The organism is Nocardiopsis sp. NPDC006938 (genome assembly GCF_042869555.1).
Classification (GTDB): Bacteria; Actinomycetota; Actinomycetes; order Streptosporangiales; family Streptosporangiaceae; genus Nocardiopsis.
The window spans coordinates 154,995-170,282 of sequence record NZ_JBIAGA010000014.1 but is presented as its reverse complement, the minus strand read 5'-3'; the positions used below and the strand labels follow the sequence as shown (position 1 = coordinate 170,282).

14 protein-coding genes are annotated in these 15,288 nt (G+C 72.0%); 7 read left to right on the top strand and 7 right to left on the bottom strand.

What is annotated here, in order from left to right; all coding sequences use genetic code 11:
- On the bottom strand, positions 1 to 147 hold a 147-nt coding region (locus tag ACFYL4_RS20825; RefSeq protein WP_387520083.1), incomplete at its 3' end, for an acyl-CoA dehydrogenase family protein.
- Positions 148 to 329: 182 nt separating this feature from the next.
- Between ACFYL4_RS20825 and ACFYL4_RS20820 the strand changes: the two genes are divergently transcribed.
- Positions 330 to 1,283 (top strand): Ku protein, encoded by a 954-nt coding sequence (locus ACFYL4_RS20820; RefSeq protein ID WP_387520070.1) that lies wholly within the window; start codon positions 330 to 332, stop codon positions 1,281 to 1,283.
- 3 nt (positions 1,284 to 1,286) lie between these two features.
- Here the strand turns inward: ACFYL4_RS20820 and ACFYL4_RS20815 are convergent, their stop codons facing one another.
- The gene (locus ACFYL4_RS20815) at positions 1,287 to 2,234 is read right to left on the bottom strand and encodes an ATP-dependent DNA ligase (protein ID WP_387520081.1); all 948 of its coding nucleotides are present in this window, start codon (positions 2,232 to 2,234) and stop codon (positions 1,287 to 1,289) included.
- A 164-nt stretch (positions 2,235 to 2,398) separates the two neighbouring features.
- Here ACFYL4_RS20815 and ACFYL4_RS20810 point away from each other — a divergent pair, with 164 nt between their 5' ends.
- Positions 2,399 to 3,559: an alpha-hydroxy-acid oxidizing protein gene (locus ACFYL4_RS20810; protein WP_387520068.1), complete on the top strand. Its 1,161-nt coding sequence runs from the start codon at positions 2,399 to 2,401 to the stop codon at positions 3,557 to 3,559.
- Positions 3,560 to 3,654: 95 nt separating this feature from the next.
- Here the strand turns inward: ACFYL4_RS20810 and ACFYL4_RS20805 are convergent, their stop codons facing one another.
- Positions 3,655 to 5,094, bottom strand: a complete 1,440-nt coding sequence (locus ACFYL4_RS20805; protein ID WP_357769408.1) for a helix-turn-helix domain-containing protein — start codon at positions 5,092 to 5,094, stop codon at positions 3,655 to 3,657.
- Between the two features lie 218 nt (positions 5,095 to 5,312).
- Between ACFYL4_RS20805 and aceA the strand changes: the two genes are divergently transcribed.
- From aceA to ACFYL4_RS20790, 3 genes are all read left to right on the top strand, one after another.
- Positions 5,313 to 6,611 carry an isocitrate lyase gene (gene aceA, locus ACFYL4_RS20800; protein WP_357769409.1) on the top strand — a complete coding sequence of 433 codons (1,299 nt, stop codon included), beginning with the start codon at positions 5,313 to 5,315 and terminating at the stop codon, positions 6,609 to 6,611.
- Between the two features lie 279 nt (positions 6,612 to 6,890).
- Entirely contained in the window at positions 6,891 to 7,136 is a 246-nt protein-coding gene (locus tag ACFYL4_RS20795) for a hypothetical protein (protein ID WP_357769411.1), read from the top strand.
- 37 nt (positions 7,137 to 7,173) lie between these two features.
- Positions 7,174 to 8,022, top strand: coding sequence for a type II CAAX endopeptidase family protein (locus ACFYL4_RS20790; protein WP_357769413.1), 849 nt, complete (start codon positions 7,174 to 7,176; stop codon positions 8,020 to 8,022).
- Between the two features lie 19 nt (positions 8,023 to 8,041).
- Here the strand turns inward: ACFYL4_RS20790 and ACFYL4_RS20785 are convergent, their stop codons facing one another.
- Positions 8,042 to 9,310 carry an MFS transporter gene (locus ACFYL4_RS20785; protein ID WP_357769415.1) on the bottom strand — a complete coding sequence of 423 codons (1,269 nt, stop codon included), beginning with the start codon at positions 9,308 to 9,310 and terminating at the stop codon, positions 8,042 to 8,044.
- Between the two features lie 168 nt (positions 9,311 to 9,478).
- Between ACFYL4_RS20785 and ACFYL4_RS20780 the strand changes: the two genes are divergently transcribed.
- A complete protein-coding gene (locus ACFYL4_RS20780) occupies positions 9,479 to 10,180 on the top strand; it encodes a FadR/GntR family transcriptional regulator (protein ID WP_357769421.1) in 702 nt (233 codons plus the stop codon).
- A gap of 85 nt (positions 10,181 to 10,265) precedes the next feature.
- Here the strand turns inward: ACFYL4_RS20780 and ACFYL4_RS20775 are convergent, their stop codons facing one another.
- From ACFYL4_RS20775 to ACFYL4_RS20765, 3 genes are all read right to left on the bottom strand, one after another.
- On the bottom strand, positions 10,266 to 11,012 hold the full coding sequence (locus tag ACFYL4_RS20775) for an RraA family protein (RefSeq protein ID WP_387520079.1): 747 nt from the start codon (positions 11,010 to 11,012) through the stop codon (positions 10,266 to 10,268).
- Between the two features lie 224 nt (positions 11,013 to 11,236).
- The gene (gene folP, locus ACFYL4_RS20770; RefSeq protein WP_387520065.1) at positions 11,237 to 12,145 is read right to left on the bottom strand and encodes a dihydropteroate synthase; all 909 of its coding nucleotides are present in this window, start codon (positions 12,143 to 12,145) and stop codon (positions 11,237 to 11,239) included.
- Between the two features lie 111 nt (positions 12,146 to 12,256).
- The gene (locus ACFYL4_RS20765; RefSeq protein WP_357759536.1) at positions 12,257 to 13,165 is read right to left on the bottom strand and encodes an Lrp/AsnC family transcriptional regulator; all 909 of its coding nucleotides are present in this window, start codon (positions 13,163 to 13,165) and stop codon (positions 12,257 to 12,259) included.
- Between the two features lie 445 nt (positions 13,166 to 13,610).
- Between ACFYL4_RS20765 and ACFYL4_RS20760 the strand changes: the two genes are divergently transcribed.
- The gene (locus ACFYL4_RS20760; protein WP_387520062.1) at positions 13,611 to 15,158 is read left to right on the top strand and encodes an LCP family protein; all 1,548 of its coding nucleotides are present in this window, start codon (positions 13,611 to 13,613) and stop codon (positions 15,156 to 15,158) included.
- The last annotated feature ends 130 nt before the right edge of the window (positions 15,159 to 15,288 follow it).

Here is a 15,288-nt window from a genome sequence, read left to right as displayed (position 1 = left end):
GATGGGCCAGGGGGTCTCCTCGCGCTCGTCCCACTCGGCGGCGGCCGGGCGGATGACGTCGGCGGCGAACCCGTGGGCCCAGTCCCGGACGTCGCGGACCTCCTCGCTCGGTTCCATGCTGAAGGCGGGCGCGGTGGCGTCACTCATGCGCTGGCATCCTTTGTTGGTCCTCCGGGGGGCGGAGGGGCGACCATGAAGTGCTACCAACGGTAACAGTCGACCTGGACAGGCACAACGGTCCCCCACGCGCAAACGGGAGGGAGACGTGACGCGCACCTGTCCGGCGTTTGCCACCCCGCTCACACACTGGGAGGCAGGGGGTGTGAGCAGTGCCGGGAACCGTGTGGACCGGAACGATCAGCTTCGGACTGGTGTCCGTGGGGGTGCGCATGTACTCCGCGCGCGAACGACACGGACCGACCGTCCACCAGTTCGTCCGCGGAACCAGCGCGCGCGTGCGCTACCAGCGGGTCAACGAGGACACCGGTGAGCGGGTGGCCAGCGAGGACATCGTCAAGGGCGCCGAGGTCGACGAGTCCGACTCCTACGTGCTCCTGGAACCCGCCGACATGGAACAGGTCCAGCCCGGGCGGAGCCGGACCCTGGAGATCACCGGGTTCGTCTCCGCCGAGGACGTCGACCCCCTGTGGTACGCCTCCACCTACTACCTCGGTCCGGACAAGAGCTCCGCGAAGCCCTACCGCCTTCTCCTGGCCGCCCTGGAGGAGTCCGGCAGGGCGGGGCTCGGCACGCTGGTCATGCGCAACCGGCAGCACCTGGCGCTGGTCGCGCCGCAGCAGGGCGTGCTCACCGCGAGCACCCTGTACTGGCCCGACGAGGTCCGCGACCCCGAGGACGTCATGCGGCCCCCGACCGGCGAGGTCGACCGGGGCGAGCTCCGGCTCGCCGCGCAGCTGATCGACGCCATGACCGCCGAGTGGGAGCCCTCGCAGTACACCGACGAGTACGAACGCAGGTTGGAGGAGTTGATCGCCGCGAAGGCGCGCGGCGGGACGGTCACCTACGAGGGCCGCGAACCCGAGGAGAAGGGCGAGGGCAAGGTGGTCGCGTTGGACGACGCGCTGCGCGCCTCGCTCCGCCAGCGCAGGAAGGACCGCGCGGGCTCCTCCGGACGGCGCGGCCGCGCTCCGGCTCCGAGGTCCTCCGACGACCGCCGGCCGACCAAGGGCGAGCTCATGGAGCGGGCGAGGGAGCTCGACATTCCGGGGCGCTCCCGGATGACCAAGGAGGAGCTCGCCGACGCGGTCGCCGAGGCCGGATGAGCGCTACTCGGTGTCCAGGTCCCGGGGCACGTCCCCGGGCTCCAGGTCGGGCCGCGCGCGCAGGTAGCGCACGACGTGCCGCCACCGGCCCGCGACCTCGGCGGGGTCCGGGCACACCTCCACCACCAGGTCCGGGACGACCCGCGAGTAGTGCTGGCGTGAGCTCTCCCCCCACGTGGCCGCCAGGGTCCGGGGCCAGGGGTGGTCGTCGGTCTTGACCAGGTGCCCCGCGAGCTCCTCGGACTGCTCCGGAGCGAGGTCCCCGGTCCGTCCGGCCACGCGCAGCTCCCCGGTCGCGGAGTCCACCCGGCCGAGGATGAGGGCCCGCGGGGCGCGGGCGTGCCCGACGACCCCGCCCACGATCGCCTCGGTGGTCACGCGGTGCTTCCACTTGCGCCAGTCCCTGCGGCCCGGACGGTAGGAACGCCGCCCGTCCTTGACCATCACCCCCTCGACACCGACGGCGGGCATCTCCTCCCACCACTGCGAGGCGACGTCGGGGTTGTCGGTCTGCCAACCGAGGGTGAGCGGCGAGGGCTGCTCGACCAGGCCCATCAGGCGCTCCAACTCCGCGCGCCGGTGGGACAGCGCACGGTGGGCGAGGTCCCGGCCGCCCGCCGCCAGCAGGTCGAAGACCACCAGGTGGCACGGTTCCGTGCGGCCCTGGGCCCGGGCCTGGCGGGCCGAGGCTCCGTTGCGCCGCAGGAGGGCGCCGAAGTCCAGCCGCCCGTCGGGCGCCCAACGGATGATCTCCCCGTCCAGCAGGACCCCCTCGGGCAGCTGCCGGGCCAGGGCGTCCGCGATCTCCGGGAACCGCTGCGAGAGCGTGCGCCCGTGCCTGCTGGTCATGCGCACGGGCCCGGTCGAGGCCAGGCAGCGGAAACCGTCCCACTTGGGCTCGTAGAGCAGGTGCTCACCGGTGGGAAGTCGGTCGACGGCGCTCGCCAGCATCGGTTCCACGTGTGGCCCGTACCCCGCTCCGGCTCATCGGGAGACCAATTCCCCGCTAAGGCCCGCACCCCGCTCCCCCGGCCGCGAACCCTTGACACGCGTACGCGCCCGTCTGAATGATGCGGGTCACACCCGCCCCTCCCACCCCCGACCCGGAGGCGACCTTGGCCCCGCAGCACGGCGACTACCAGCTGGAGATCTACCTCAACGGCCTCACCGGAGCCGTCCCCCCGCACCCCATGACCTTCCCCGAGCTGGAGCGCCGGGCCGAGCGCGCGCTCCCGCCGCGCGTGTGGTCCTACGTGGCGGGCGGCGCGGGCGACGAGCACACCCAGGAGGCCAACGCCGAGGCCTTCCGCCGCTGGGGGCTCTATCCCCGCATGTTCGTGGGAGCCCGTGAACGCGACACCGGCGTCGACCTGTGCGGGGTCCGGCTCCCCTCACCGCTGCTGATGGCCCCGGTCGGGGTGGTCGGCCTGTGCGCCCAGGACGGGCACGGCGACCTGGCCGTCGCCGACGCCGCGGCGCGCGCCGGGGTGCCGATGATCGCCTCCACCCTGTCGCAGGACCCGCTGGAGGAGGTGGCCGCGCGGTTCGGCGACACCCCCGGCTTCTTCCAGCTGTACACGCCGACCGACCGCGAGCTGGCGGCCAGCCTGGTCCGGCGGGCCGAGGCTGCGGGGTTCGCGGGGATCGTCGTCACCCTGGACACCTGGGTCACCGGTTGGCGCCCGCGCGACCTGGCCACCGGTCACCTGCCGATGCTGCACGGGCACTGCCTGGCCAACTACACCTCCGATCCCGTCTTCCAGGGGCTGGTCGGCGCGGACGCACCGCGCGAGACGGTGACAGCGCAGTGGGCTGGCCTCTTCGGCAACCCTTTGACCTGGGACGACCTTCCGTGGCTGCGGTCCCTCACCGAGCTGCCGTTGATCGTCAAGGGGGTGTGCCACCCCGACGACGCGCGGCGGGCGGCGGACGGGGGCGTGGACGCGATCTACGTCTCCAACCACGGCGGCCGCCAGGCCAACGGCGGCATCCCCGCCCTGGAGTGCCTGCCGGAGGTGGCCGCCGCCACCGACCTGCCGGTGATCTTCGACTCCGGTGTGCGCTCGGGCACGGACGCGGTCAAGGCCCTGGCCCTGGGCGCGACGGCGGTGGCGGTCGGCCGCCCCTACGTGTACGGGCTGGCGACCGGAGGCACGGACGGGGTCGTGCACGTGCTGCGGTCGATGCTGGCCGAGGCGGACCTGCTCATGGCGGTCGACGGCTACCCGTCGCTGGGCGACCTCACTCCGGAGGCGCTACGGGACCTGCGCGCCTGACCGGTCCGGGCCCCGGGCGGGCCCGGGGTCCGGACCGGCGGCTGGGGGCGGCGCCGTGCGCGTCGCCCCCTCGCGCGGGTACGGGGGCGGGAGGGTCAGTCCTGGCTGTGGGCCTCCAGGAAGGTGTAGACGTCGTGCTCGTCCACGCCGGGGAAGGTACCGGAGGGCAGGGCCGAGAGCACGTGGGAGTGGGCGCGGGCCGAGGGCCACACGTTGCCCTCCCAACGGCTGGCGAGCCGGGCGGGCGGACGTACGCAGCACTCGCCGTTGGGGCAGTTCGACTTGGTGCGGTTGGTGGTCTCGCGACCGCGGAACCAGCGGGACTCCTTGTAAGGCACGCCCAGGGTGATGGCGAAGTTGCGTTCGCGGCTGGGGTCCACGTGGGCCACGCACCAGTGGGTGCCGTTGGGCTTGTCGGTGTACTGGTAGTAGATCGAGTAGCGGTCCGGCGACTGGAAGACCTGGCGGCCCGACCACTGGCGGCACATGCGCTGCCCCTCGATGGCGCCGGTGTCGTCGGTGGGGAAGACCAGTCCGTCGTTCTCGTAGGCCTTGTAGATGATGCCGGTCTCGTCGTTGCGGATGAAGTGGCAGACCAGGTCCAGGTGGCGGTGGGCCAGGTTGGTGAACCGGTGCGCGGCCATCTCGTAGGAGACGGAGTAGACGTCGCGCAGGTCCTCCACGGACAGGTCGCGGGCCTTCTTGGCCTCCTGGAGGTAGGTGACGGCCGTGCTCTCGGGGATCAGGACTGCGGCGGCGAAGTAGTTGGCCTCGACGCGCTGGCGCAGGAAGTCGCCGAAGTCGCTGGGCTGGTCGTGGCCGAGGATGACGTGGCCCAGGGTCTGGAGCAGGATCGTGCGCGGGCTGTGCATGCCCAGCGTGGTCTCGCGCTTGAGGTAGATGCGCCGGTTGACGTGGTCGGTGAGCGAGCGCACCGAACGGGGCAGGTCCTGCACGTACCTGAGGGAGAACCCGTGGTGGGTGGCGATCGCGAGGATCTGTCCCTGGGAGAGGGGGCCGGCCGTGTAGTTGACCGCCGAGAGGGTGTCGGCGGCGGCGGCCTCGATGGTCTCGAAGTAGTTGCCGCGCTCGCGCATCTGGCGGCGCAGGTCGGCGTTGGCCAGGCGCGCCTCCTCGGGGGTGGCGGTGGGCTTGGCGTTGCGTCTCTTGAGCTCGTCGTAGAGCCCCACGATGTGTTCGAGGACGTCGTTGGGGACCCGCTTGCCCACCTTCAGGTGCGGGAGGTGGAGGCCCTGGTACAGGGAGTCGCGCTGGGCCTCCTCCACCGCGATCTCCAGTTGCGCGCGGCGGCTCGGGGGCTGCTTCGACAGGAGTTCCTCAACGGACACCTCGAGGGCCGAAGCCAAGGACGTGAGCAAGGAGAGCTTGGGCTCACGTTTTCCGTTCTCCAGCAGGGAGAGCTGGGAGGGCGCCCGCCCCACGCGTTCCCCCAGGTCGGACAGGGTCAGGCCGCGCGCCTTGCGCAGATGACGGAGCCGCTGGCCAAACGTGACGAGATCCAGGTCACCCGTCAAAGACGGTATTTCTTCAGCACCAAAGTACGCCATGGCTTCATCCTACGGAAAGAAACAACGATCTTCACCCGATTTCGAGTGGAAAACCCTTGGAACTTGCCCAAGAATCATAGTTACCGGCGGGGAACTTACCGCTCAGGGTTCAGCCCCTGACCCCTGGCAGGCCTCCCTCGACCGGCGCGAAGACCTTGGGGACTACACGTAAGGCGGGAACGAACATGAGCACGAGCGCTCGACGTCAGGAAGCCAGCGCCGCACTCCAGCGCGACTGGGAGACCAACCCCCGGTGGGCCGGTATCGAGCGCACCTACTCCGCCGACGACGTCGTCAAGCTCCGCGGTTCGGTCACCGAGGAGCACACCCTGGCCCGCCGCGGCGCCGAACGCCTGTGGGACCTGCTCCACACCGAGGACTACGTCAACAGCCTCGGCGCCCTCACCGGCAACCAGGCGGTCCAGCAGGTCCGCGCCGGACTGAAGGCCATCTACCTCTCCGGTTGGCAGGTCGCGGCCGACGCCAACCTCTCCGGCAGCACCTACCCCGACCAGAGCCTCTACCCGGCCAACTCGGTCCCGGCCGTGGTCCGCCGCATCAACAACGCGCTCCTGCGCGCCGACCAGATCACCTGGTCCGAGGGCGACGACAGCGCCCCCGAGTGGCTGGCGCCGATCGTGGCCGACGCCGAGGCCGGTTTCGGCGGCGTCCTCAACGCCTACGAGCTCATGAAGGGCATGATCGCCTCGGGCGCCGCGGGCGTGCACTGGGAGGACCAGCTCGCCTCCGAGAAGAAGTGCGGCCACCTGGGCGGCAAGGTCCTCATCCCGACCAGCCAGCACGTCAAGACCCTCAACGCCGCCCGCCTCGCCGCGGACGTCGCCGGTGTCCCGTCCCTGGTCATCGCGCGGACCGACGCCCAGGCCGCGACCCTGATCACCAGTGACATCGACGAGCGCGACCAGGCCTTCACCACCGGCGAGCGCACCGCCGAGGGCTTCTACCGCTTCCGCAACGGCGTCGAGGCCTGCGTGGCCCGGGGTCTGGCCTACGCCCCGCACTCCGACCTGCTCTGGATGGAGACCGCGACCCCCGACCTGGAGGTCGCCCGCGACTTCGCCGAGCGCATCAAGGCCGAGTACCCGGACCAGATGCTGGCCTACAACTGCTCGCCGTCCTTCAACTGGAAGCGTCACCTCGACGACGCCACCATCGCCAAGTTCCAGCGCGAGCTGGGCCACATGGGCTACAAGTTCCAGTTCATCACCCTCGCGGGCTTCCACTCGCTCAACCACTCGATGTTCAACCTGGCCAAGGGCTACGCGGCCAACGGCATGACGTCGTACGTCGAGCTCCAGGAGGCCGAGTTCGCGTCCGAGGCCGACGGTTACACCGCCACCCGCCACCAGCGCGAGGTCGGCACCGGCTACTTCGACGCGATCAGCACGACCATCTCCCCCGAGGCCAGCACCACGGCTCTCACCGGCTCCACCGAAGAAGACCAGTTCTCAGCGGCTCACTGACCCTGGTCTTCGTTCCCTGAGGCCGTCCCTCCCCGCTTTCGTGGCTGGGGCGGGGCGGGACGGCCTCCCCCCTGGCCGTCGGCCATGCGCGGTCCGTGTCACTCGCGCATGACCGGCGGCCCTCTCGTGTGCCCAGGCCCTCCCCAGGAGCGGTCCGCGCGTATACGGTGACTCCGAACGACGAAAGAGACGGGAGTCACGCGCCCGCCCCCGACCGCCCCCACGGTCGAGCGTGCGCGCCCCGACCACCCGCACCCCACCCGACCACACGGAGCCGACGTGAAACCGGACGACACCAGCCGGGCGACCCTCGCCACGACCCGCCGCGCACTGGCGGCGGGCGCGATCGCCGCCGTGGCCGTGTTCGGCGCGGCCGCCTGCGAGAACACCGACGACCTCGAACAGGAGGTCCGGGACGGGATCGAGGAGGAGGTCGAGAAGAACATCGAGGAGGGCATCGACGACGTCATCGGCGGCGATGACGAGGGCGGTGACGAGGAGGACGACGCCGGGGACGACGACTAGGGCGGCGCTCCGCCTCCGCAGCGCGTAGATTCGACGCGTGACCGACAGAACCGAGCCGGACCCGCGCGCCTCCCAGCCCTCCCCCGCCGACCCCGGCGCGGGGACGCGCGCGGGCGCCGCCGTCCCGCGTGCGCTCGCCAGCCGCTCCCTCCTGCGTTGGGAGGTGCTGTGCGTCCTCGCGCTCTCCCTGGGCGCCGCCGCCGTGTCGGCGACCATCACCTTCCTGGGCGTGCTCACCGCACCCGAGTCGATGGCCGACCAGACCGCCAGCCTCGTCCGATCGCGCGCCGAGGGACGCCCGTGGCTCGACCTCTCCTTCCAGCTGTACGCGGTGGTCTTCGCCTGCGCGCCCGTGGCGATGGTCGTGTACCTGCTGCACCGGGGCGGCGAGTCCGCGCGCACGGTCGGCTTCGACCTGCGCCGACCGGGCTTCGACACCTGGAGCGGGCTGGCCCTGGCCGCGCTGATCGGCGCGGGCGGGCTGGTCGTGTACCTGGTCTCCTGGCAGCTGGGCCTCACCCGCACCATCGTGCCCAGCACGCTGCCGGGCCACTGGTGGGACACCCCCGTCCTGGTGCTCCAGGCGCTGAAGAACGGCGTCCTGGAGGAGGTGATCGTGGTCGGCTACCTACTGCACCGGCTCGGCCAGATGGGCTGGTCGCCGTGGAGGGCGGTCCTGGCCAGCTCGGTCCTGCGGGCCTTCTACCACCTGTACCAGGGGGTGGGGATGTTCTTCGGCAACCTGGTCATGGGGCTGGTGTTCGGCTGGTTCTACCTGCGCTACGGGCGGGTCATGCCGCTGGTGGTCGCGCACACGGTGATCGACGTGGTCGCGTTCGTCGGCGCGGTGTACCTCATCGGCCGGATCGACTGGCTCCCGGTCTGAGCCCCGGCGGGTCCGGTGCTCAGGCCCGCCGGCCTTCCCTCTCGGCGATGGCGTCCTCCAGGTAGCGGGGGCGCCCGATCAGCAGACCCACGACGAGGTTGACGAGGACGAGGCAGATCACCATCGCCATGGGCGCGTGCCAGTCGCCGCTCACCTCGTGCAGGAGCCCGAACAGGAACGGCCCGGCGCCGCCGAACAGGTAGCCCAGACTCTGGCTGGAGGCGGACATGGCGGCCGTGCCCTCGGCGGTGCGGGTGCGCACCGCGAAGATGGTCAGCGCCATGACGAAGCTGCCCAGGCCGACGCCGACGAGGGTGGTCCACACCCAGGTGCCGTTGAGCGGGGCCACCCACATCCCGGTGAACCCGGCCAGGTAGGCGGCGACGAAGAGCACCACGAAGGGGCGCTGGTCGCGGACCCGGACGATGAGCGAGGGCATGACCAGCGACATCGGGATGCCGAGGGCGGTGAGGTAGGCCAGCATCACCCCGGCCGACTGGGCGTCCAGTCCCTGGTCGCGGAGCATCTGCGCGAACCAGCCGAACATGATGTAGGCGATCGAGGACTGGGTGCCGAAGTACAGGACGCCCTGCCACCCGATCCCGGTGCCGAGCACCTGTCGGACGCTGAGGGCCCGGCGCGCGTCGCCGGGAGCGGGCTCGTGGCGCAGGGCCAGCAGCCACGGGAGCGCCGCGACCAGACCGAAGAGGGCGTAGGAGCCCAGGGCGATCCGCCAGTCACCGGTGGCCTGCTCCAGGGGGACGGTGGCGGCGGCCGCGATCGCGGTGCCGACCGCCAGACCAGTGGTGTAGACGGTGGTCATCAGGCCCACGCGGTGCGGGAAGTGCTGTTTGACCAGGGCCGGGAGGATGACGTTGCCGACGGCGCCGCCGGAGAGCGCCACCGCGCTCAGGGTGAGGAACAGCCAGGGTTCGGGAGCCATGGCCCGCGTGACGAGGCCGAGGGTGACGGCGGTCAGGGCGAGCACGAGCAGGCGGTGGGAGCCGAGGCGGCGGGCGAGCATGGGCGTGAGGCCGCCGAAGACCGCGAAGCACAGGACGGGGAGCGTCGTGAGGGCGCCGGCGCCCACCGCGGTCATGCCCAGCCCCTGGGTGACCTCGTCGAGAACGGGACCCACGCTGGTGATCGCGGTGCGCAGGTTGAGCGCGGCCAGGGCGATGGCGACGGCGATCAGCACGAGAGCCGCGCGGGACGCGGCTCCGGGGCGGTCGGTGTCGGCAAGGGGGGTGCCCTGCGCGGTGTTCGCGCGCGTGGGGGTGACGCTCATAGGACGTGGCTCACAAATTCGTAGGATGACCCCATGTACTTCATGAGGATAACGCATTGCCGTTCGGTGCCGATTCCCGCGCCCAACTGGTCTAGGCTCCGTCCTTAACCGTTCCCTACCCGTGCGCTGGGCCTGTCATCCGGCGACCCGCCCCTAGGAGGTATGAGCGTGCCCCTCGCGTCGACACGCCGGACCGGTCTCGTCGACCAGGTCATCAGTCAGCTACGAGCTCAGATCGACTCCGGTGAGTGGGGCGTCGGCGACCGCATCCCCACCGAGTCCGAGCTGTCCGAACAACTGCAGGTCGGGCGCAACACCGTCCGCGAGGCGGTCCGGGCCCTGGCCCACGCGGGCCTGTTGGAGATCCGCCAGGGGGCGGGGACCTTCGTCCGCGCCTCCAGCGAACTCGGTGGCGCCCTGCGCCGCCGCCTGGAGCGCTCCCGCCTCCGCGAGAACCTGGAGGTGCGCCGCGCACTGGAGGTCGAGGCCGCGCGGCTGGCCGCCAAACGCCACAGCGAGGAGGACATGGCCGACATCGACCGCGCCATGGCCCTGCGCGAGGAGGCCTGGCGGACCAAGGACATGGGCGCCTTCGTCGAGGCCGACTTCACCTTCCACCGAGCGATCGTCAACGCCACGCACAACACCCTGCTGATCGACCTCTACGACGACATCGCCCAGGTCGTCTACGCCAGCATCGCGCACACCGCCTACGAGCAGAGCGCCGAGGCCTCCGACCGCCCCTCCTCGGCGACGGAGGGCATCGACCACAGCGGCCTCACCGAGGCCGTCCGCGCGGCGGACCCGATCCTGGCCTCCCGGGAGGCCACCTGCTACCTCGACGAGCTCCTGTCCCTCACCGAGGACTGAGCGCCCGGGAACGCATGCGGGGCCCGGAACCGGTACCGGTTCCGGGCCCCTGCCGTGTGTCGGCCGTCCCCGCGGGCCGGGGACGTCAGTCACCGCCGTGGACGTCGCCCACCGCGGAGCGCGGGCCCAGCCTCGGGCGGGTGTGCCCGTCGGGGGCCGCGCGGCCGTCGCGCCGCGCCCCGAGGTGGCGGGGCCGACCGCGCCGACCGGCACGGTCGGAGGCGCCCTCCCACCCGGTCACCCGGGACGGGTCCAGGTCCAGGAGGTCGAGGGTGCTCTCCCCCGCGCACACGGCGTCGATGAGCTCGCGGTCCCGTGAGACGCTGCTGAGGGCCTCGGTGATGATCGAGCTCACCTGCCCGCGCGGCAGGCACACCACGCCGTCGTCGTCGGCCACGACCCAGTCGCCGCGCCGGACCGGCAGCGGCGCGGGGCCGCCCGCGTCCATGAAGACCTGTTGGCCCACGGAGCCCCCCGCGTCGTGCCCGGCCTCGCGCACCGCCACTCCGGCGCCGAAGACCGGCAGCTCACAGCGGGCGATCGCGGCGATGTCGCGCACGCAGCCGTCCAGGACGATCCCGGCCACCTCCCGTGTCCGGGCGGCGACCGCGAGGATCTCGTCCACGTAGCCGTACTCGGACTCCCCCGAGACGTCCACCACCAGGACGGAGCCCGGCGGAGCCTGGGCCACCGCCACGTGCAGCGCGAGGTTGTCCCCGGGTGCGCAGCGGACGGGGAAGGCGCTCGCGGCGATCGCGGCGCCCGGCCAGACGGAGAAGAGGTGGGTGCCGAAGGGCCGCCCGCCGCAGCGGGCCAGGGCCACGGTTCCCACAGCCGTCAACGTCTCTGCAAGCGCCACGTCAGCCTCCATTACACCCGCGCCCGGTGCGGTCGGTTCGGACCGACCCCTTCTATACTCGCGGGTAACTTAAACGTGACGCAAGGCATGCGCGCCCGAAACACGTAAAAATGCTACCGATGGTTACATCTGAGCCCCGACCGTGTCCGCGCGGCCACCACCGGTGACCCCTGCCTGGCCGGGCGTCCAGCGCGTTCTCAGACCACAGCCGCCACCGCGTCCAGGGCGGCACGGGCCGCGGCCACGTCGTGGACCCGGAACACCCGGGCCCCCTCCCGGGCCGACACCGCCAGCGTCGCCAGGGTCCCGTCACCGCGCTCGGTCACCCCGGCACGGAGCGTCTCCCCCACGAAGTCCTTGTTGGACACCGCCACCAGCACCGGCCACCCCGTGGCCGACAGCTCGCCCAGACGACGGGTGAGTTCGAGCGAGTGGTAGGTGTTCTTGCCGAAGTCGTGCGTGGGGTCGATCATCACCCCGTCCGGACGCACCCCCACCGACACCGCCCGCTCGGCCAGGGCGCACACGCCCGAGACCACGTCGGCGACCACGTCGGCGTACCGGACCCGGTGCGGGTCGGTACGCGGCGCCAGCCCCCCGCTGTGGCTGCACACCAGACCGGTGCCGTACTCCGCGGCCACCCGCGCCAGATCCGGGTCGGCACCCGCCCAGGTGTCGTTGATCATGTCCGCGCCCGCCTCGGCGCAGGCCCTGCCCACACCCGACCGCCAGGTGTCCACCGAGATCACCACGTCCGGGTGGCGGGCGCGCAGCTCACGCACGAACGGCACGGTGCGGCGCGCCTCCTCCGCCTCGTCCACGTGCGCGCCGTACCCGGCCTTGACCCCGCCGACGTCGATGACGTCCACCCCCGCCGCCACGGCGTGGTCGGCCGAGGCCAGCGCGGCCTCCAGGGCGTAGGTGGCGCCCCGGTCGTAGAACGAGTCGGGGGTCCGGTTGATCACCCCCATCACGGCGTAGCGCCGTCCCGCGAAGGTCCGCCCCCGCAGACGCAGGGTCCCGGGTCCGGGCACCGACACGCGCCCGCCCCCCGGCCCCGGTCCCGGGTCCGCCGCTGTCTCGGGTGTCCGAGCGTCCTTCACCATGGCTCCATCCTGGGGTAGGGGCGGCGCGGTCGGCGACCCGACCCACCCGGTCGGCGACCGGACACGAACCGAGCGCGGGCCCGGCCCGAGCCGGGCCCGCGCGTCACCGGGTCAGCCGTGGACCCAGCCGACCGTTCGCTCCCCGCCCCGACGCTCCTTGCGGACCTGGAGGTGGTCCCAGGTCTCCACGTGCCCCACACCGGCCGTCGCCCGAACGCGCTCCAGGGCCTCCACCAGCTGGAAGCGGTCCGGCGCCGTGAGTGTCCCGATCACGTCGTAGCGACCGAACCCGCTGGCCAGGAACGAGATCCGCCCCATGTTGGCCATGGCCGTGCCCAACGCGTCGGCGTCCCCCCGGCACCGCAGCCCGAAACCGAGCTGCTCGTTGGCGCCCACGGCCGACGGCTCGACCAGGGCGGTCACGTGGACCACCCCGGAGTTGAGCAGGCGCACCACCCGTGACCGGGCCGCCGCCTGCGACAACCCCACCTGCCGGGCCAGGTCGGCGTACGAGGCCCGACCGTCCTTGAGCAGTCTGCGAACCAGACGCCAGTCCAGGGCGTCCAACTCGATGTCGCGCAGTTCACGCACACTGCTGTGGGCGTCCTTGTACACGGCGTTGGCGCGGAAGACCTCCGCGCCCTCCACTCCCGGCAGTGAGCGCAGGTCGGCGAGCTCCTTGGTCAGGGCGGCGTCGTCGGCCACCCTGACCTGCGCGACGGCCGGGAACCTCCCGGCCGCCTGCGCCGCGAAGGTCACCGCCTCGCGTTCCCCCAGCGCCTCCAGCATCGGACCGACCGGTCCGCCGACGCTGAACGACACGTGACCGAGGACCTCCATGCCCACGACGCCGGCGTGCAACACACCGACGATCCTGATCGCCCCTGACTGGACCAGCTGGCGCACTCTGGCGCGCACCGCCGTCCTGGACAGGCCCACCCCGTCCGCCAGGGCCTGGAACGTCGCTCTGCCGTCCCCCTGCAACGCCCGCATGAGCGCGGCGTCAACCGCATCGAGCACGATGGTTGCCTTTCGTTCCCATGACGCCGCCCTTACCCCCGGACGGCGCCCCCTCCTCCGGGCAGATCATCGCAGCTGCGGAGCCGCTTCACTACTGATCGCCAAAGAAATCGGTTGATTCACCACTTTGACCGGCCTGGGGGCGCCGACCAATGCCCCAACAGGCGCCTCTCGACCACATAACAGACTTGTATAGAACACCCCTTATGAGGTGGCCGCTGCGCACACAACACCGACAAAGCGCCACACTGATCACACAGGCCCGCGTGACGCCCACGACGGCGGTCGCGGCGCACCGCGAGGGGCCGCCCGGCGGCCCCTCCCCCGCACGCTCCCGGGAAGGGCACGACGACGGGAAGTGACGGCCACGGGCGGCGTGGCGCGAACAAACAGGAGTAGAGGACGGGGCGGCCCCGGTCGCCCCGCGGCTTGAGAGGACACCCTGGTGGCAGCGGAGGACGAGCGGCCGGACAAGGCGCCCGTGCGCCCGAGTACGGGAGGGGCGCTGCTGTGGACCGCCGCGTCGCTGCCCCTGCCCGGTGTGGCGCACCTGCGCATGAGGCGTCGGCTCGCCGGAGCCGTGATCCTCGGCTCCTACCTGTTGGGGGTCGCGGCCCTGGTGTTCTGCGCGTACTGGGTCGGCACCCACGAGTCGGGGGCCATGACCGTGCTGGCCGGGATGGCCGTGCAGGACCGCTGGCTGCTGGGCGTCATGGCCGCCGTGTTCGCGGTGGCGATGCTCTGGCTGACCGTGATCGTGCACTCGTGGACCATCACCCGGCCCGAGGGGGCGCGGTTCGGCACGCGCCTGCTCGGCGGCGCGGTCGTGCTGGTGCTGTGTCTGACCGTCGCCGTCCCGGCGGCCTGGGCACTGCACGGCGGGTACACGGCCTACGAGACGCTGGGGGAGGTCTTCGACGCCCCCGAGCGCGACGACCTCCCGCCGCACGACGCCGCGGACCCCTGGTACGGCGCGGAGCGGGTGAACGTTCTGCTCATCGGAGCGGACTCGGCCGACAACCGCTACGGGGTGCGCACCGACACCATGATGGTGGCGAGCCTGGACACCGCCACCGGCGACGCGGTCCTGGTGGGGCTGCCCCGCAACCTGGAGAACGTGCGCTTTCCCGAGGGCAGCGCCCTCGCCGAGCGCTACCCGGAACCGTACGGTTTCGACCTGCTGCTGAACGACGTGTACCAGACCGTCGCCGAGGAGCCCGACGAGCTGGCGCTCAACCCGATCGCCGCCGACCCCGCCGCCGACACCCTCAAGAAGGTCATCGGGCACAACCTCGGCCTGGACGTCGAGTACTACGCGATGGTCGACATGATGGGTTTCCGCGACCTGATCGACGCCGTGGGCGGGGTTCGCGTGCGCATCGAGGAACCCATTCCGTACGGGGTGCACGGCGGGGTGCTGGAGCCCGGCGTGCGCCGTCTGGACGGCCACGAGGCGCTCTGGTACGGCCGTTCCCGGATCGGCTCGGACGACTACGGCCGAATGGGGCGCCAGGGCTGCCTGGTCAAGTACGTGGCCGAACAGGTCGACCCGACCACGGTCCTGACCAGCTATCGCCGCCTGGCCGGAGCCACCAAGCGCACGCTCACCACCGACATCCCGCAGTCGAAGGTGCCCGCCTTCATCGAGCTGGCCGACGACCTCACCGACCACGGTGACATGAGCGCGCTCCAGCTGTCGCCGCCGCAGGTGAGCACCGGCAACCCCGACTGGGACGAGATCAAGGTGCTGGTCGCCGAGGCCGTCGGGGCCGTCGACGGCGAGGACGGCGTGCCGTCCGAGGGCCCCTCCGCCTCCCCGGACGGGGACGGCCCCGAGGACGTCGAGGACCCGACCCCCGAGGAGTGGGAGGAGTGGGAGGAGGACGAGCGCACCGAGTGGCAGCGCTACACCGGTCTGGACGAGCCCGCGCCCGCCGACCCGGGCCGCCAGGTCGGCTCGGAGGCCACCGACCTGGGCGCCATCTGTCCCTGATCCCATCCCCGGGGCCGGTCCTCCGGAACCCGGGTGGTGCGCGGCCGCTCCGACGTCGTCGGGGCGGCCGCGGTCGTCGGGCTCGCGCGTGCCCCTGGGGGGTGACGGCAAACCCCGGCGACGCACGGTG